The sequence below is a fragment of the Flammeovirga pectinis genome, assembly GCF_003970675.1.
In the GTDB taxonomy this organism is placed as follows: Bacteria; Bacteroidota; Bacteroidia; order Cytophagales; family Flammeovirgaceae; genus Flammeovirga; species Flammeovirga pectinis.
Map to the genome: position 1 here is coordinate 1714392 of NZ_CP034562.1, position 18942 is coordinate 1733333.

The window sequence follows — 18942 nt, forward strand, 5'->3', positions numbered from 1 at the left end:
TTTTTTTATACTAATTCTTCTGGAGAATCATCTATCGTCATTACACAATCTTTACAATTGAATTTTAATTTATAACGATTTTTCTTTTGTTTAAGATAAAGAGGGAATTGTACGTTTTCTGGTGGAGTAACAAATGTTTCATGTTCGTCACACATACCAATTTGATAACGTAAACAATGTTTTGTGGTCATTAAACGTAGTTTACTTTTATCTTCTCGACCTTCAAAACCTTCTTCTATTTCTGTAACACCATGTTTTGCATAAAAACCTCTTGCCAGTTTATTTAATACATTACCATGATGATCCCATTTTTGAATTTTTTGAGGGAATGGGAAAGTATCATCAATTTCTGTATTCCAACGAGCAGGTTGTTTATAAGCGGCATTCCTCTTTGCCTCTAAAGCTTCGATCAAATCTCTTCTCATTTGATTTAAACGACCTCCTGGAATAAATGGTAAATTACCTTTTGGTAAAGTAACATCATTTATTAAAAAGATTGTATTCCCAGACTTTTTGAGAGATTTAGTCATATTTTCTTCAGACTTTTCTCTATTTGAAGCTACTTCAAACGCCTCTTTGTATTTATCTGTGTAAGAATTACCGTAAATATCTTTAATCGTTAAAGATACCGTACTGTTTTCCCATTTCATTTCAACATCAGCTTCTATCTTACGAACAGTTTTTTCAGCTTTTAATTCTTTATTGAATTGCTGATCAAAGTTTCTAAAGATTTCTGCACCTACACGAACACCCATTACTAAAGATGTTTTTATCCATCCGTCGCTATCTACATGTTCAACCTTCATTCCTTGTAGTTTTTCATGCTTATCTAAAAAGCAAAGACCATCACCAGGAACTAAAGTCTTATCAGTATCTATTAAATATTGATTTGCTTTTACTTCTTTAACCACTCCAATTTTATCTCCGATTGCTTTTGGCGTATCGTAGTTTACAATTTCAGTGTGTCTATCATTATAGAAATAATCTGAAAAACCTCTATTGTATGTTTTTTCAGGAGCAGGTTCAAAGTCTAGAATAGTCTTACCTTGAGAGTCACTTACAAACTCATTTCCATATTTATCTAGTACAAAGTCAATACGTTTACGGAAGTTACCTACCATATTTTTTACGTAAGCTTCGTCTTTTAATCTACCTTCAATTTTAAAAGATTTTACTCCAGCTCTTGCAAGTGGAAGTACATAATCTTCTAAGTTCAGATCTTTAAGAGAAAGTAAATGTTTTTGGTTTGCTAACATCTGACCAGCATTATCTACCAAATCAAAAGGCAATCTACAGGGTTGCCCACAAGCACCTCTATTGGCAGAACGATCACCAACATTATTACTCATATAGCATTGTCCACTTAAACTAACGCAAAGTGCACCAGCGACAAAAGCTTCTAATTCTACATTTGTTTTCTTTCCAATATCTTCTATTTGCTTAATAGATAACTCACGTGCCAATACGACACGGTCAAAACCTACTTTCTCAAGAAACTCAACTTTTTCTAAATCATAGTTGTGAGTTTGAGTACTTGCGTGTAAAGGGATAGGAGGTAAGTCCATCTCTAAAAGACCCATATCTTGAATAATGATTGCATCAACACCAGCATGGTAAAGATCCCAAGCTTGTTTATGAGCGGCTTCTATTTCATTATCAAAAAGAAGAGTGTTCATCGTTGCAAAAATATTTGCGTTATAGCGATGAGCGTGTTTTGTTAACTTTTCGATGTCTTGGATACTATTTCCAACGGCATCACGGGCACCAAAAGCTTTTGGACCTATATATACAGCATCTGCACCATGATTGATGGCAGACATACCTATTTCAATATTTTTAGCCGGAGCTAATAATTCTAAAGACTTCATTGCGTCAAAGTTACGAGTATGAGGGTGCAAAAGTAAGTATATTTTGAATTGATAAGAAAAAAGCGATCAAATACTTATCGTATTGATCGCCTTTACGTTATCTTTTTTCTCTTTTAGAGGTTATTCCTCTTCTAAAGTATTTTCAATTGCAGGATGATTACCTACAGATTTATCTACTAAAATAGCTACTGTAGCATCGCCTGTTACATTAACTACTGTTCTAAACATATCTAAAATTCTATCAGGAGCAAGAATAAGAGCAATACCTTCTGTAGGTAAACCAACTTGTTCTAATACAATAATTAACATAATAATACCAGCTCCAGGTACGGCAGCAGAACCAATAGAAGCTAACGTTGCTGTAATTACAATAGAAACTTGGTCCATCATTGTGAGTTCAATACCAAAAACTTGTGCAATAAATACTGCTGCTACACCTTGGTATAAACTAGTACCATCCATATTAACTGTAGCACCTAATGGAAGTACAAAACTTGTTGTTTCTTCAGATACTCCCAATTCTTCTTCCACTTGTTTCATTGTTACAGGTAATGCTGCTGCACTTGAACTTGTAGAAAATGCCATCATTTGTGCAGGGAAGATACCCTTAATAAATCTAGAGAAATTTACTTTAGCAAAAACTTTTAAGATGGTTGGGTAAACGGCTGTTACCATTATCATTAATCCCATTATTACTACTAAAGAGTAAAAGCCTAAAGTAAGCAGTAATTCTGTTGCTTTAGAAGGATCATCACCAGTGAAGTCAGTGATAAGAGATGCAATTAAAGCGAAAACACCATAAGGAGCGAATTTCATAATTAGATCAACCATTTTTAAAATGATTTTATCTAAACTCCCAAAAAAGTCTTTTACTGCTTTGCCATGTTCTGTAGGTATTGCTACTAATGATATACCAAATAAGATGGCAAAGAAAATCACTTGAAGCATATTACTATTACTACTCATTGCATTAAATATGTTACCAGGTACCATATCTAATAGAGGTTGTAAAGGACTTCTTGATTGTACTTCGCTTGCCTGAGCAACTCTATTTGAAGCACTATCTGCAAATCTTTCTAAAAAGCTTGCTCTCATTTCCTCAGAAAATCCTGCACCAGGTTGGAATACATTTACAAGTACTAAACCTATAGAAATAGCACATACTGTTGTTGCTAAATAGATTAATACAGCACGACCACCCATCTTAGAAAGTTTAGATAAGTCAGTCATAGAAGCGACACCGTTGATTAATGAAATTAATACTAACGGTACTGCAATTAATTTAAGAAGACGAATGAATATAGTTCCAAATGGTTTAATCCAATCATTAGAAAACTGTGCATTACCAGTAAAACTTATAAAAAGTCCTAATAGTAATCCTAGAACCATACCAATGATTATTTTCCAATGAAGTGCGAGTTTTTTCATGCTAAACGTTTCCTTAAATTATTGTGCTGCTATTAATTAATGTAGTTTAACTATCTATATTTAGATAAATCACTGAATATGTGATTTTTAATACATTGTTTCACTTTGTTGTATTTGATGACAATTGTTATTGTATACAAACACGGTACAAGTTACTATTCTAGTTTAATAAAATTATATTTTTTCACGTTTATTAAACTATCTAGACGATTTAAACGGATGGACATTTACAATAGTGAAAAGTTATAGTATTGTTATTTATAAAAACCAGCATATAATTTTATCAGATACTAATTACTACTTGACAAAATACAAAAAGAACCAATAAAAAAAGTGTGACCTTTTTAAAAGCCACACTTTCTTATTTTAGCACTATCTAAAACTATTATCTATTGATATTATCATCAATATACATCAATACCTTTTTCATTAAATGGACTCTATCTTTACCTCTTACATTATGAGGGTGTCCAGGATACGTAAAGAAATCAACTTGTACGCCATTAGAAACACAATTTTGTAAGAATAGGAAAGAATGTTGAGGTACCACTACATCATCAATCAAACCATGAATAATTAATAATTTACCTTCTAAAAGAGGTGTTTTGTCTAATAATAAAGACTTTTCATATCCTTTAGGATTCTTTTGTGGCGTAGACATATATCTTTCAGTATACATAATTTCATATAAGCCCCAATCCATAACAGGACCACCAGCTACACCAACTTTAAAAGTACCAGCCGCTTTTGTCATTAGAGAGGTTGTCATGAAACCACCAAAACTCCATCCATGGATAGCTAATTTATTTGCATCAACATAAGAAAGTGTTTTAAGAGAATCAACACCTTTCAACTGATCTGCAATTTCAGCATCTCCTAAATGTAAATGTGTAGCTTGTTCAAAGTCTTTGCCTCTGTTTTCTGAACCTCTACTTTCTACAGTATAAATAATGTAACCATCTTGTGCTGCTTTTTGCATCCAGAGTGATGCTCCGCCTTGCCATCTGTTTGTAAGTAATTGTACACCAGGACCACCATATACGTACATAATTACAGGATACTTTTTAGTAGCATCAAAATTAGACGGCTTAATCATACGGGTGTTTAGCACAGTTTTACCATCTGCAGCAGTAATTGTATTTAGTTCAATAGGAGAGACCTTATAATCTGCCAATGGATCTTTAGCGTCAAGAATAGTTTTAATTACCTTTCCATTGGTATCAAAAATCACTTCTTTATTTGGCGTTGTTAAGTTTGTGAAATTGGCGAAAAGTAAATTACTAGAAGCATCATATTTCACACCGCTATAAACACCAGATTCTTTTGTGATTTTTGTGACTTTCTGAGACTTAATATTTGCTCTATATACCTGACGGTCCATTCCGTTATTATCAGTTCCTAAAACAAAAATATTTTGATTCTTTCTATCAAAACCTAAAACATCCATTACTACCCAATCACCTTTTGTAATTTGAGCCAATTGTTTACCATCTGTAGAATAAAGATAAACGTGTTCAAAACCATCTTTTTCAGTTCTCCAAATAAACTTATCGCTAGAGTTTGGTAAAAACTCCATTGGGTGTGTCAGTGATAAATACTTGCTGTCTTTTTCTTCGAATAAAGTCTTCACAAATTCACCAGTTTCTGCATTATATTCATTTAATGCCAAATGATTTTGGTCTCTATTTAAGATACCAATGAAAACTGATTTTTCGTTAGGACTCCAAGCTACATTTGTTAAGTATTGCTCCTTAGGGCCTTCTGTTTTAATATCAATTGTTTTCTTAGAGACAGTATTGTATACTTTTAAAGTTACTTCCTCACTTTTTTGTCCAGCCATTGGGTATTTTATAGGATTAGCAGTGGCAGGGCGAGTAGAAAGATCTACAAGTGGATAATCTGTAACTATAGTTTGATCGTTTCTATAGAAAGCCAATGCAGTTCCTTTTGGCGACCAATACGTACCTTTATTTACACCAAACTCGTTTCTATGAACTGTTTGTCCAAAAACGATTTCTTTATTTGGCTCATTTGTTAATTGAATTTCTTCATTTCCAATTGAAATATATAGATTATTATCAATGGTGTAAGCCGCTTGTTTTCTATCTGATGTTACATCTTGATGTTTTCCTTCTAAATTCCAAGAAGTAGTTTGCTCAGATTTTTTAGTAGTAACATCTGTTACATAAATCTTATTTTCTAAATTGAAAGTAAATTTATTTTTAGTAATCCATTTGTATCTAGGTAATCTACTAATATTTAAAAGGTCGTTATGAGAACCCTTTAACCCTCCAAGAGTTAAAATGATATTCTTTGTGCCTTTCTTAGCGTTAACTTCAACAATTCTATTTTCCTCATTGATAATGTAATACCCTTTACTGTCTGGGCGCCATTGAACAGTGATATGTTCTGGATAAAATTGAGACCATCTTTTTACAATAGCATCCTCAAGCGTTAACGTTTTCTTTTGGGCATTCACTGTAGATACAGTTAAAAGCATCATCAAAAGAAGGGTAGTTAATTTGTATAATTTATTCATTAGAAATTAAATTGATATGGATTTAAATGATGTTATAATATTACTATTAACATCAGTCTATTCTTTTTATTGGTGATATTTAAGCTATGAAAAAAATAACTTTCCTTTTTATTCTATTCATCTGCCAAGTAACTGATTTATATGCCCAAGAAAAGATCAATTGGTTATCATTTACAGAAGCAATACATCAAAATAAAAAACAGCCTAAGAAAATATTTATTGATATATATACCGATTGGTGTACATGGTGTAAAAAAATGGATCGTAAAACTTTTACAGATCCAAAAATAATAAACTACATGAATGCCAATTTTTATGCAGTGAAATTAGATGCCGAAGGTAAAGCACCAATTACTTTTCAAAATGAAACTTTTATATATCATAAAGAAAAGGGAACAGGTTATCACGAACTAGCATCAACTTTACTTGATGGTAATATGAGTTATCCTACGGTTGTTGTTTTATTTGTTGGGAAAGATGAAGAACTGTTAACTCAGCCAATTCCTATTCAAGGATATCAAAATAAAGAAAAAATGCTAATGGTTTTATCTTATCTTGAAGAAGCCGATTTAGAAAAGCAATCTTTTTCTGATTTCCAGAAGACCTATAAATCACCTTATAAGTAAAAAAGATTAAGGACATAGTAAATTGATTTAATTACCTACATCCTTAATCTCTATTTTATTTATTTTTTTGCTACTTTTTCTAAAGTGATTTTTAGATAATCCCAAAATCTACTTACCGTATCAATTTCACACATCTCATCTGGAGAGTGAGGGTTTTTGATAGTAGGTCCGAAAGAGATCATATCTAAGTTAGGGTAGTGGCTACCAATAATTCCACATTCTAAACCAGCGTGAACGGCATTTACAACCGCTGGTTTATTAAATAATTCTTGATGAATTTCTTTCATTTCCTCAAGAATTTGAGAAGTAGCATTTGGTGTCCATCCAGGATAAGCACCTCCATGTTCTACATTGCCTTTTGTAATTGCAAAAGCAGCATCTAATTGATTTGTAACATCAAATTTTGCCGTATCTACAGAACTACGTGTTAAAGATTGTACTAAAACATTACCGCCTCCAACTTTTACTCTTGCCATAGATGTAGAAGTTTCTACTAAACCTTCTAAATCATCAGACATTCTAACAACACCACAAGGAGCGGCATAAATAGCACTTAAGAGAGCATCTTGAGCAGCAACATCCATTACTTTAAAAGGAGTGTCAATTGCAGAAATCACAACAACTAAATTAGGTTCAGTTGCATGTAACTCCGTTTTGATCTCTTTTTCGAATGCACTAATATATGTTTTAAATTCTTCAACTGATTCTGGAGCGACAACTACATCAGCAAAAGACTCTCTAGGAATAGCGTTTCTTAAAGAACCACCATCAATTTGAGCGATTTCTAAGCCAAATTTTTGACGAGTATTCCAAAGTAGGCGATTCATCAATTTGTTCGCATTACCTCTTCCTAAATGGATTTCACAACCAGAGTGACCACCTTTTAATCCTTTAATCTGGATATGGAAAGCAGTACCTTCAGCTGCAACTTCGTCATAGGTATAATTTACATTCGTATCTATACCTCCAGCACAACCAATACAAAGCTCATGCTCATCTTCAGTGTCAAGATTTAAAAGAATATCTCCTTTTAAAATACCACCCTCTAAACCAAAAGCACCAGTCATGCCTGTTTCTTCATCAATAGTAAATAAACCTTCAATTGGTCCATGTACTAAATCTTTAGAAGCTAAAACACCCATAATAGTGGCAGCACCAATACCGTTATCCGCACCTAATGTTGTACCTTTTGCTTTAACCCAATCTCCGTCAATGTAAGATTGAATACCGTCAGTATCGAAGTTAAAATCTGTATCAGCATTTTTTTGGTGGACCATATCAATATGCGACTGAAGGATAATTCCTTTACGGTCTTCCATACCAGGTGTTGCAGGCTTTTTAATAATTACATTACCTGTTTTATCTACTATGGTTTCTAATCCTAAGTCTTCACCAAATTTTTTAGTGAAAGCAATAATTCTTTCTTCTTTTTTTGATCCACGAGGTACTTCATTCATTTTTTCGAAGTTCTCCCAAATCTGTACAGGGTTTAACTGTGCTACTTCCTTATTCATGATATATATGTGTTAGTATGTATTTTATAAAGATTAGTAAAAATCGGTTCTAAAAATAGAATTCCAATCTACTTTCTTAAATTCTCTTTGTTGGTTCCTTTCTACATAAAGTAAAAAAGCGTCTCTCGGTATCTCTTCTGCACCAAGACTTTCTAAATGATCTGTATGCATTTGACAATCAATAAGCTCATATCCTTGTTCTATCAAATTCTTACAAAGCGTGATAAAACCAAATTTAGAGGCATTACTTTTTTTCGAAAACATAGATTCTCCGTAAAAGCATTTATTCATTGCTCCACCGTATAAACCTCCAATAAGTTCATCTTCATCCCAAACTTCTACAGAATGCATAAAACCTATTTTATGTAAATGTACATAAGCGGCTTTCATTTCGTCTGTAATCCAAGTTCCGCCTTGGTCTGGTCTAAAGATTTCTTGACAAGAAGTGATTACATCTTCAAAAGCTTGATCAAAAGTTACTGTATACGTTTTTCTTCTTAGAAGTTGACGCATACTTTTTGATACTTTTATATTGTCGGGGTAGAGTACGCATCTTGGATCTGGAGACCACCATAAAAGTGGGTCTTCAGGGTTAAACCAAGGAAATACTCCACTTGCGTATGCTTCAATAATTCGTCCTGGTGTAAGATCACCGCCAACAGCTAGAATACCACTATCGTCGGTCATACGTGCAGGAGGGAATTGATTATTATTATCTTCTAATTGAAAAATAGGCATACTTAAATTTTCATCAAAATTATTATTTCGGCAGTCAATTTACAACAAAGAAACTAAAAAAAGAACGAGAGGTTTTTTATTTTAAGTAGGGAGTACAGTCAATTGTATATTTTGGAGTTGTTAACGAGTAAATTATCCATTTTTGCACCTTAAATAAAGTATAAAGTAGTGTTATTGTAATAAAGTATAAGTGCGTTATCTATATAGATAGACCACTTAATTATAAATATTATTTAAATTAATCTGAGTAAAGTGATGATTTAGTAACCAAAGTCACTATTTTTGCATAACTAATCTTTTTTAGAGTGCGAAAACAAAAGACAATGCAACTAATTGACGGAAAAGCAACTTCAAATGCAATCAAACTAGAAATTGCCGAAGAAGTAAGAAAACTGACTGCCAAAGGAGGCAAGAAACCACATTTAGCCGCTATTTTAGTTGGTGAAGACGGAGCAAGTAGAACTTATGTAAATCATAAAGTAAAATCTTGTGAGCAAGTTGGGTTTACATCAACACTTTGTAAGTTTGATGCAGATATTTCTGAAGAAGCTCTATTACAAACAATCGATAAGTTAAATAACGACGATGATATCGATGGTTTCATTGTTCAATTGCCACTTCCTAAGCATATCAACGAGACGAAGGTAACAGAAGCAATTGACCCAAATAAAGATGTAGATGGATTTCATCCTACAAACTTGGGTAAAATGATGTTAGGTTTACCTACATTCCTTCCGGCAACACCATACGGTATTATCCAATTATTGGATCGTTATGGTATTGAAACTTCTGGTAAGAAATGTGTTATTGTTGGTCGTTCTCACATTGTGGGTACTCCAATGAGTTTATTAATGTCAAGAAACAGTAAAGTAGGCAACTGTACTGTTACTTTAACGCATAGCCGTACTAAAGACCTTAAGAAAGAATGCTTAGAAGCTGATATTCTTATTGCAGCTTTAGGAAAAGCAGAATTTGTTACTGCTGATATGGTAAAAGAAGGTGCTGTTATTGTTGATGTCGGAATTACAAGAATTGAAGATGCTTCTAAAAAATCTGGTTTCACTTTAAAAGGTGATGTTAAATTTGATGAAGTGAGCGAAAAAGCAAGCTGGATTACACCAGTACCGGGTGGTGTTGGCCCTATGACAGTAGTATCGCTGTTAATGAACACATTAGAATCTGTTAAAAGAAAAACTGTTAAGGAAACGGTTTAAAATTAGATAAAAGCGCATTTTTTTACGAAATTTGCACTTTGAGTCCTTCAAGGGTTCCCTCACCCCTTGAAGGATTTTTTATTCTCTTATATTTAAAAAGGAACATTAATGGTTAAGCATTTAGAATACTCTACTAAAGAAAGAGTAAAATTAGGATACTCGCTTCCTGTTATGGAAGCTTTTTATACAATTCAAGGCGAAGGGTCCTTTTCTGGACATGCCGCTTATTTTATTCGTCTAGCAGGTTGTGATGTTGGTTGTGTTTGGTGTGATGTAAAAGAATCATGGGAACAAGATAAACATCCAATTTTAGATGTAGAAGAGATTATTCAAGATGCAAAAGCCCACCCGGGTAGGTTAGCTATTATTACAGGAGGAGAACCTCTAATGCATGAACTTGGTCCTTTAACAAAGCGATTAAAGGAAGAGGGTTTTCAAATTAATATTGAAACTTCTGGAACTCATAAATTCACTGGAGAAATAGACTATGTTTGTTTGTCTCCTAAAAAGTTTAAAGCTCCTGTTGAAGAAGCATTTGATAAAGCTGATGAATTTAAAGTAGTTGTGTTTCATAAATCAGATTTACAATGGGCAATCGATCTTTCTGAAAAGTTAAACCCAAATTGTAAATTATACATTCAGCCAGAATGGTCAAAGAGAACTACTGTTACACCTTTATTGGTTGAATTTGTAAAAGAAAACCCAGAATGGCACTTGTCTTTACAGACGCACAAGTACATTGATATTCCTTAATTAGAAATATTCCTTTAGTTTTCGTTAACAGATCTCATGAATGTTATTATATTTGATATATAATATTGAGTAATACATGAGTTCGAATACAAATGATTTTATTAATCAATGGCTTTTACAATACCAAGAGGTAGTTTATAAGTATGAACGTAGAATATCTCTACTTGTAACATTGATAGCAGTAGGACTTGTCTTTTATAGATATGGCTTTTATTTAACGATAGAAGAAATTGAATCCGTAGTAACAGTACTCGGATTTATTTTTGTCGTTTATGAATTAGCCTACTTAGCAAGGTTTATTTTTTCAAATCACCGGCTAACTTTTCTGAAATCTACATGGATAGAAGGTTGCCTATTAACTTTACTTACCTTTAATGGGTTAATGTATAGCTTTTTTGGCATACGAATAATCCAGCAACTTTTTAGGTTATTATGGCTAGATAATCCATTTCAATCCTACGCTCATTTTTTATTCCTCTATTTAATTATTTTAATAGGGATAGAGACAACTAAAATATCAGTTGCTTTTTCTGAGTTAAAAATAAAGCCTTCTACAACATTTATATCAAGTTTTATCTTTCTTATACTCTTTGGTACATTTTGTTTAATGTTGCCTGCGGCATCTATTGGAGAATCTTCAATGGGTTTTTTAGATGCAATATTCACATCTGTAAGTGCATCTTGTGTTACAGGTTTAGCTGTTGTAGATACAGGACAGTTTTTTACATTTAAAGGAAAGATTGTTATCTTATTTCTTGCTCAAGTTGGTGGTATCGGTATTGTTTCATTTGCTACTTTCTTTGCCACATTTATGTCAAAAGGAGTGAGCTTAAAACATAAAACAATTATTCAAGATGTTTTAAGTAGTGAAGATTTATCGTCTGCAACAGGATTATTAAGAAAAGTAATTTTCCTTACTTTATTGATAGAATCCCTAGGTACAGTGTTTGTCTATTTTAGTTGGGACAACTCACTAGTATTTGATAATCATTTCCAAAAGGTTTTCTACTCAATATTTCATTCAGTCTCTGCATTTTGTAATGCTGGTTTTAGTTTGTTTCCAGATAGTTTAAATACCTATATTTTATCTTCTGATACCACCCAATTTAATACACCAAATACTGTTGTTGATTTAAGGCACATGTATGGGTTACATTTGGTAATAGGAATAATTATTATTTTTGGAAGTTTTGGTTTTACTACAATTGAAGAAATATTTTCTCCCGCAAAAATTAGAGATAGAATCAAAAACCCATGGAAAAAGTATTCTATAGGAACTTCAATTTCTCTGTATTCTACTATTCTTCTGATTTTATTAGGAATGGTAGCTTTATTTTTCTTGGAAATAGATCAATTAAGAGAGGATAGAACATTAGTAGAATCGTTAATAGCGTCTTTCTTTCAGTCTGTAACAACAAGAACGGCAGGGTTTAACTCTATGGATTTCGGTAGCATGAAGCCATCAACGATTATTGTTATGATATTTTTGATGTTTATTGGTGCGGCTCCAGGTTCTACAGGAGGAGGTATAAAGAGTAGTACTTTTTATGTTCTCTTACTTTCCTCTATAGGTATAATTAGAGGTAGGCAAAGAATGGTAGTGAGAAAAAGAACAATTAGTGATGAGAATATTAAACGTTCGTATTCCATTTTTATGTTTGCTGTTATTTATAATATGGTAGCAATTTTTCTACTGACCATAACTGAATCTGGCAACCCGAATATTGAGATTTTACCGTTAGTTTTTGAGGAAGTTTCTGCATTTGGTACTGCAGGTTTGAGCATGGGTGTTACAGGAGAACTTTCTTCTTTAGGGAAAGTAATTATTATCCTATCAATGTATATTGGAAGAGTGGGAACATTAACACTAGCATTAGCATTAAGTTCCACTGTAAAAACAAATAATTTCCAATATCCAGAAGCCCATGTAATGGTTGGTTAAGCCTCGTCTTTACTAATTAAAACAACAAATAATTCGTTAGCTGTTTCTTTAGATTTAATAGAAGTCGAAATCATCATAATAGGAGTTCGCTCACTATTGGCAGGGTTATATGCTTCTATATGCCTAGCCGTTTGAGGTTTCCCTGTTTTCTTTGCTAAAATCATAGGATGTTTATCTAAAGGAATCTCCACATCTGTACCCGCAATAAATAATTTTCTTACATCCATAGCATCATCTTCAGTTCTAGGTCTAACACCTCTACCTAAAAGTTCTGTACCAGTTTTATTGACATAAATCGGTATAGTATCTTCATCTGCTACCAAAATACCTAAAGAAGCCTCAGAGAAAGTTTCTATTAAAGAGCTTATATTATCTGGTAGATGATCTACCTTTTTCTTTGTTTCTTTCTCATAAGCGGCAATTTGTTCTTTTGCCCATCTTAATTCTTCTAATTGTGTGTGGAATCTACTTTTTAGTTGGTCTTCAGTTTCTTTTTCAATCTCATCATCGGAAGAAAAGTTGAGATTTTTAAAAGCCATATCAAATTCCATAAAGAAATTTTGCCATTCTTCAGGAGCGTCTCTATTTAATTCACTCGCTATACCTTGACTTTCGTATTCAAGATGTTTGATAAAGCTTAGTATGGGTTTTTTTAACCATCCTTTAATAACTTTATTTGTACTGAAATAAAATAGAGTTAAACAGAGAATACAAATTAAAGTAAGAGGTAATGTTTTTATACTTTGATTTAACCAAAGGTCTACCTGTGATATACAGAGTGCTACAGATTTATTAGAGTTTACAGCAGGTGCTAGCCTAACGATATACCAATTTTTAGTATTTGATGTAATATGATAATTAGGATTTTTAAATTCCTTAGTTAATGTTATTGGAATGGTAGAAAGAGCAGTTTTATTCATAATTGTCTTCTCTTTTCCATCTCTTATCCAAAGTACAGGAGTACCATTATCATTTAAAAAATAAGTATCTGTATGAGTAAGTTTATATAACGCAAATCCACTATTACGCACTTGAACAATTGATTTCTCAATTTCTTTCGACGCTATTTTAAATTGAAGAGTGGCTTGAGAGTTCTTTAATGCTTTCACAAGTGTACTTTTCTCTTGTTTTACATCAAGATATATTTTGACACTACTTCCTATAAATATAAATACAAGGGTAAGAATATAAGTTAGTAAAGCCTTAAACTGTACTTTTGAAAAAATAGTATTTATCTGAGTATTCATTATTTTGTATTCAAATTAATTCTCTGTTGCTTAGAAAGTCGATCTAGACGTACTTCAAAAGGTAAATCACTTCCTGTCTCAATTTTATTTATGAGCAGTTGTGAAAAATAAGGAGCTAAAGAAACGCCTTTGGCACCTAAACCATTAAAGATATGAATATTTTTAGATTTATCAGATGTTCCTATAAAAGGTCTTCTATCAAACGTAGCCGGTCTAATACCTGACCAATGAGAGAGGATCTCGTATTCATCATTTACTAAATTATCTACTTTTTCTAATAATTGCCTTTTACCTTTTTCAGTAGGAGACTCCATTTGTTCAACTCGCTCATATGTAGCTCCTAACTTGCAATTACCTTCTTCATCAATTGGTAAAATAAAGCCGTTTCTATTCACTATATGATTAAAACGTGCATTTTTGAATTTTATCATAAGCAACTCACCTTTTACAGGTCTAAAATCTAGATTTGTAAAGTAGGGGTTACTTTCAACTTTATTCCCTTCACAGAATATAATATGTTTTGCCGTAATATCTTTGTAACGCACCCCACCTTCGAGTTGTTCTAATTGATCATAATCGAACTCCTCATTAATCAATTGATTATTTTTCAACGCATAATCTTTAAATGCATCAAGTAATACAGGTATATCAACATAACCACTTCTTGTAACTTCCATGCCGCCAAAATCAGCTTGAATATACTCAGCGTATAATCCTTCTTTATGAAATTCCTCTATATAACTTTCATATTTATCATCAGCACTTGCAGAAATCCAATCTGTTTGTTTCTCTTGAGAATCAAAGGGGAAGTAAATGTTCATTGGTTTAAAACTTTTTACTCCATACTTTTCATCTAGTTGAGGATAAAAATTCTCCAGTTGATCAAATAAATCATCACACATCCAAGTCTTCACCATCTTTCTTCCTGTGATAGGGTTATATACTCCACCAGCAACACGAGAAGAGTTTTTTAGAGCGGCATTGTCAATGATCTTAAATGAAAAACCATTGTTTTGAACTGTTTCGGCAAATATTGTCCCTGCTAAGCCTTGTCCTACTATTAAATAATCAACTGTATATGTCATACTAAAATTCTAATTGTACATTTGTACTGTAAATATCATATTCTGATTAGAAAAAGTAGCAACAAAATGATAAAAGTTCACACTTTAACCTTTAGTCCATTCCAAGAAAACACTTATGTGGTATGGGACGATACAAAAGAAGCAATAATTGTAGACCCTGGATGCTATGATGCATCAGAAGAAAAAGAACTTGTATCTTTTATAGAAACGAACGAACTAAAAGTTGTCAAGATAGTAAATACGCACTGCCATTTAGATCATGTATTCGGAAATAAATTCTGTCAAGATACATTTGGAGTGAAATTATATATTCCTAAAGGAGAAGTTGAAATGCTTGCCATGGGAAGTGCATCAGCTGCAAAATACGGTATTCCTGGTTTTATCACATCTAGGCATGATGAGTTGTTGGAAAACTCAGGTGAAATTACATTTGGGGAGTCAACTCTAGAAATTCTATATGTTCCGGGGCATTCACCAGGTCATTTAGTATTCTTTGATAAAGAAGCTAAAGTAGCTTTGGGTGGCGATGTATTATTTAAAGGTTCTATTGGTAGAACAGATTTACCAGGTGGAGATCATCAGACACTTTTAGATAACATTAAATCTGTAATGTATAAATTACCTAGCGAAACAGTTGTATATCCTGGTCATGGACCTTTTACAACTATTGGTGATGAGAAAAGAAGTAATCCATTTGTAAAAGGATAATATGGGAATAAAAAGACATATACCGAATGCCATTACTTGTGGAAACTTACTAAGTGGTTGCTTTGGTATTTCACAATGTTTTGAAGGGAACTTAATCCTTGGAGCAGCAATGATTATTGTAGGAGCGGGGTTTGACTTTTTTGATGGCTTTGCCGCTAGAATGTTGAAGGTTTCTTCTCCTGTTGGTAAAGAATTAGATTCATTGGCAGATATGGTAACATTTGGTGTTTTACCAGCTGTAATCTTATACCAATTGTTTTTACAGTTAAACGTACATGAATACATTCCTTACCTCGCATTTTTAATTGCAGCATTTTCTGCAGTAAGGTTAGCCAACTTTAATGTAGACGAAAGACAATCCGATGGATTTATTGGTGTTCCGACGCCAGCAAATGCATTATTGATTGGATCGTTACCTTTAATTATAGATATGTATCCTCAGTTTACTCCATACATTATGAACGAATATGTTCTAAGTGGAATAGTTGTAGTGATGTCTTATTTATTAAATGCTGAGCTTCCATTAGTTTCTTTAAAGTTTAAGAACTTTGGATGGAAAGGGAATGAGTCTAGATATATCTTAATAGGAGTTAGTATCTTATTATTACTCATTTTACAAGTTGCTGCACTACCACTAATTGTAGTTACACAGGTAGCTGTATCAATGGTATTTAAAAAGTAGAATTCCTGTTATTCATAAAGAAGCATCTGATAATTAACTATCAGATGCTTCTTTTATTTTTACCTTAGGCTTCTCATTTCTAAAGATCTGATATTTCTTATATCCATACCAAAACTCTTCAGAACCTACTTTCAGTATTGTTAATGTTGGAATTGCAAATACCATCCCAATAACACCGCCCAATGCAGAGCCTACAAATACGGCCAAGAATATGGCGAGGGGATGCATTTTTACGCTTCTAGAAAATATTATAGGCTGTACCACTACATTATCAACTAACTGAACAACTCCGAAAACAGACAATACTTTAATAATTAAGAAGATATAATCTGAAACTTCTACGAGGGAATCATCTGTGAGAATACCCACAAGTACACCAAAAGAACCGCCAATAAAAGGTCCTAAATAAGGAATTAAATTGGCTACTGCAGCAAAGACGGCTATTGTAATAGCATACTCTACATTGGCAATCTTTAAACCAATGGTTGCAATAGAAAATATACTTAGCATCTGTAAGAATAAACCAAGTAAGTAGCTGGAAAGCAACTTCTCTGTTTTTATTAATGCAGCAATGGAAACTTCAAAATATTTATTGGGAATTAGAATAATAAATTGTCTTCTGAATAAACTAGGGTCGTATAAGAAGAAAAAAGTGATAAATAATACCGCCATCGTTCCTACAAAGAAGTTACCCGTTACAGCTAAAACGCCATTTAATATGCTTCTTAATTTATCACTCTGTATAGTGCTAGATATCTTTTCTGTTAACTGATTAAGTAGAAAACCATCTTCAGCATCATTTAAAAAGTATTCTTTTACCAATGCTTCCAAACTATAAATTGGTCCTTCTATCACACTAAGTAATTCTTGTGTATTCTTTTCTGATAATACGGCTATTTGACTTTTTATCAATGGATAAAATAAGAATACAAACAATCCAATTATAGAGAAGAGTAAAAGGAAGGAAATAAATACCGCTAATGCTCTGGGGAATTTATACCCGAACGCATGTACATTAGAAATATAGTTTGTAGGAGTTTGTAAAATCGATGATATAATCAGCGATATAATTATATAGGCAAGAATATCTTGAAGTTGAACAGAAAGCCACATAAATACAGCAATTACAGCTATAAATATTAATAGATTACTGAACGACCTAAAGTATTTTGCAACAGATGCTATTTCTTCGAAAGAAGATTTAATTTTATCAGACATTATAGATTTATCATTTCCCTTTTAATAAATATAGAAAGGCTCTTGCTTATTTAAAAGCAAGAGCCTCTCTAGATTTAACAATAGTTGAATTAGTAAGACAAATCTGTGTCAAACGGTTCACTTTTGTATGAATCATCAAATTTCTCTTCGTAGTTATCTTCTTCGACTTCTTCTTGTTGTTGTTCTGGTAAAAGATCATTCTTGACTTTGTCAACACAATCTCCTAGAGCATCAACAAATTTGTCAAAATCTTCTTTGTATAAAAAGATCTTGTGTTTCTCGAAAACAGGTTGATCATCTTTAAAGCGCTTTTTACTTTCCGTTATGGTAAGGTAATAGTCGTTTGAACGTGTTGCCTTAACATCAAAAAAATACGTACGTTTTCCAGCGCGTACTTTCCTCGAAAAGATTTCTTCTCTTCTCTCTTCCACTGTCTTTAATCTTTTAGTTTAATACACTCTAAATTTTTGTATAACATTTATATTATCCAAATAGAATCGAATAAAAATGCACTTTATTTATACTTTCTTTCAAAAATAGAGGAAAAGGGTATTTTTTTTCTAATTTTGAATCACGAAAAATGACAAATCATCTAAACAGTTTTTAGTTTGAATTTTTTAGTTAAACTAATTTTTGTGCTTTTATTCCCCTTAATTACAACGGCACAAAGCATAACCCAAATAGGATATAAAGAAATGGGTAAGGCATCCTACTACCCAGACGATCGCAATGGATCTATTACTGAAGGAGGGTATAAGTACGACATGAATGCTATGACAGGTTCTCATAAGTATTTTCCTTTTGGAAGTATTATTAGTGTAAGGAACGTTAATAACGGTAAGACAATTAATGTGAAGATTATTGATAGACCTTATACTAGCAAAAGAATTCTAGATGTAACCTATGCAGCTGCTCAAAAGTTGGATATTATTGGTAGAGGGCCGGTAACCGTTGAAGTTACTTTAGTAGATACACCTCAAACCTTAAAGAAAAAAAGACAGGAAGCACTTGCTCAAAAAGAAAAGGAAGTTATCGAAGAACAAATGGATACACTTTCAGTAGTTGTAGATCCTCTTGATTTTCTGAAAACGGGTACATATACTTCTGTTGGTGAAATAGCTAATGTTGAAGGTTATGGGATTCAATTTACTATGTCTAACGATATAGAAGTGATTCTAAAAGAAGTTTACAAACTAGAAAATGATTATTTATTAAGTGAAGTGTTTGTACAAACAGGTTGGTCGAATAGTAAAAGAATTTACCGTTTAATTATTGGTGAATTTGATTCTAATATTGAAGCACAGCCTTTACTTAAATTACTAAAAAGTGGTGGTTTTGATGACTGTTTTATCAAAAAGCATTTAAAGAATATTTAAAAAA

General features: G+C 32.6%; 16 protein-coding genes. 7 read left to right on the forward strand and 9 right to left on the reverse strand.

Annotation, left to right across the window (positions count from 1 at the left end):
* Positions 1-5 precede the first annotated feature (5 nt).
* From EI427_RS06870 to EI427_RS06880, 3 genes are all read right to left on the reverse strand, one after another.
* Entirely contained in the window at positions 6-1868 is a 1863-nt protein-coding gene (locus tag EI427_RS06870; protein ID WP_126613026.1) for a peptidase U32 family protein, read from the reverse strand.
* 120 nt (positions 1869-1988) lie between these two features.
* Positions 1989-3296, reverse strand: a complete 1308-nt coding sequence (locus EI427_RS06875; RefSeq protein ID WP_126613028.1) for a dicarboxylate/amino acid:cation symporter — start codon at positions 3294-3296, stop codon at positions 1989-1991.
* A 385-nt stretch (positions 3297-3681) separates the two neighbouring features.
* Positions 3682-5835 carry a S9 family peptidase gene (locus EI427_RS06880; protein WP_126613030.1) on the reverse strand — a complete coding sequence of 718 codons (2154 nt, stop codon included), beginning with the start codon at positions 5833-5835 and terminating at the stop codon, positions 3682-3684.
* A gap of 86 nt (positions 5836-5921) precedes the next feature.
* On the opposite strand from EI427_RS06880, the gene EI427_RS06885 reads away from it, so the two are divergent.
* Complete coding sequence (locus EI427_RS06885; protein WP_126613032.1) at positions 5922-6461, forward strand: thioredoxin family protein; 540 nt, start codon at positions 5922-5924, stop codon at positions 6459-6461.
* Between the two features lie 59 nt (positions 6462-6520).
* On the opposite strand, the gene EI427_RS06890 is transcribed toward EI427_RS06885, so the two are convergent.
* Positions 6521-7975 (reverse strand): aminoacyl-histidine dipeptidase, encoded by a 1455-nt coding sequence (locus EI427_RS06890; protein ID WP_126613034.1) that lies wholly within the window; start codon positions 7973-7975, stop codon positions 6521-6523.
* Positions 7976-8008: 33 nt separating this feature from the next.
* A complete protein-coding gene (gene aat / locus EI427_RS06895) occupies positions 8009-8713 on the reverse strand; it encodes a leucyl/phenylalanyl-tRNA--protein transferase (protein WP_126613036.1) in 705 nt (234 codons plus the stop codon).
* A 323-nt stretch (positions 8714-9036) separates the two neighbouring features.
* On the opposite strand from aat, the gene folD reads away from it, so the two are divergent.
* The 3 genes from folD to EI427_RS06910 all read left to right on the forward strand — a co-directional run bounded on the left by folD (position 9037) and on the right by EI427_RS06910 (position 12622).
* Positions 9037-9927 (forward strand): bifunctional methylenetetrahydrofolate dehydrogenase/methenyltetrahydrofolate cyclohydrolase FolD, encoded by an 891-nt coding sequence (gene folD, locus EI427_RS06900; RefSeq protein WP_126618351.1) that lies wholly within the window; start codon positions 9037-9039, stop codon positions 9925-9927.
* Between the two features lie 108 nt (positions 9928-10035).
* The gene (locus tag EI427_RS06905; RefSeq protein ID WP_126613038.1) at positions 10036-10680 is read left to right on the forward strand and encodes a 7-carboxy-7-deazaguanine synthase QueE; all 645 of its coding nucleotides are present in this window, start codon (positions 10036-10038) and stop codon (positions 10678-10680) included.
* A 76-nt stretch (positions 10681-10756) separates the two neighbouring features.
* On the forward strand, positions 10757-12622 hold the full coding sequence (locus EI427_RS06910) for a TrkH family potassium uptake protein (RefSeq protein ID WP_126613040.1): 1866 nt from the start codon (positions 10757-10759) through the stop codon (positions 12620-12622).
* Here the strand turns inward: EI427_RS06910 and EI427_RS06915 are convergent.
* Both EI427_RS06915 and EI427_RS06920 read right to left on the reverse strand, forming a co-directional pair.
* Positions 12619-13869, reverse strand: a complete 1251-nt coding sequence (locus EI427_RS06915) for a hypothetical protein (RefSeq protein WP_126613041.1) — start codon at positions 13867-13869, stop codon at positions 12619-12621. The genes EI427_RS06910 and EI427_RS06915 overlap by 4 nt on opposite strands.
* Complete coding sequence (locus EI427_RS06920) at positions 13869-14954, reverse strand: NAD(P)/FAD-dependent oxidoreductase (protein WP_126613043.1); 1086 nt, start codon at positions 14952-14954, stop codon at positions 13869-13871. The genes EI427_RS06915 and EI427_RS06920 overlap by 1 nt, the downstream gene beginning before the upstream one ends.
* 66 nt (positions 14955-15020) lie before the next feature.
* On the opposite strand from EI427_RS06920, the gene EI427_RS06925 reads away from it, so the two are divergent.
* Positions 15021-15662, forward strand: coding sequence for an MBL fold metallo-hydrolase (locus tag EI427_RS06925; RefSeq protein ID WP_126613045.1), 642 nt, complete (start codon positions 15021-15023; stop codon positions 15660-15662).
* A gap of 1 nt (position 15663) precedes the next feature.
* Positions 15664-16344, forward strand: a complete 681-nt coding sequence (pssA, locus tag EI427_RS06930; RefSeq protein ID WP_126613047.1) for a CDP-diacylglycerol--serine O-phosphatidyltransferase — start codon at positions 15664-15666, stop codon at positions 16342-16344.
* Between the two features lie 33 nt (positions 16345-16377).
* On the opposite strand, the gene EI427_RS06935 is transcribed toward pssA, so the two are convergent.
* Together EI427_RS06935 and EI427_RS06940 are read right to left on the reverse strand one after the other, a co-directional pair.
* Positions 16378-17562: an AI-2E family transporter gene (locus tag EI427_RS06935; protein ID WP_126613049.1), complete on the reverse strand. Its 1185-nt coding sequence runs from the start codon at positions 17560-17562 to the stop codon at positions 16378-16380.
* A gap of 89 nt (positions 17563-17651) precedes the next feature.
* Positions 17652-17993 carry a DUF3276 family protein gene (locus tag EI427_RS06940; protein WP_126613051.1) on the reverse strand — a complete coding sequence of 114 codons (342 nt, stop codon included), beginning with the start codon at positions 17991-17993 and terminating at the stop codon, positions 17652-17654.
* A gap of 264 nt (positions 17994-18257) precedes the next feature.
* Between EI427_RS06940 and EI427_RS06945 the strand changes: the two genes are divergently transcribed.
* A complete protein-coding gene (locus tag EI427_RS06945; protein ID WP_126613053.1) occupies positions 18258-18938 on the forward strand; it encodes a septal ring lytic transglycosylase RlpA family protein in 681 nt (226 codons plus the stop codon).
* Positions 18939-18942: the final 4 nt, after the last annotated feature.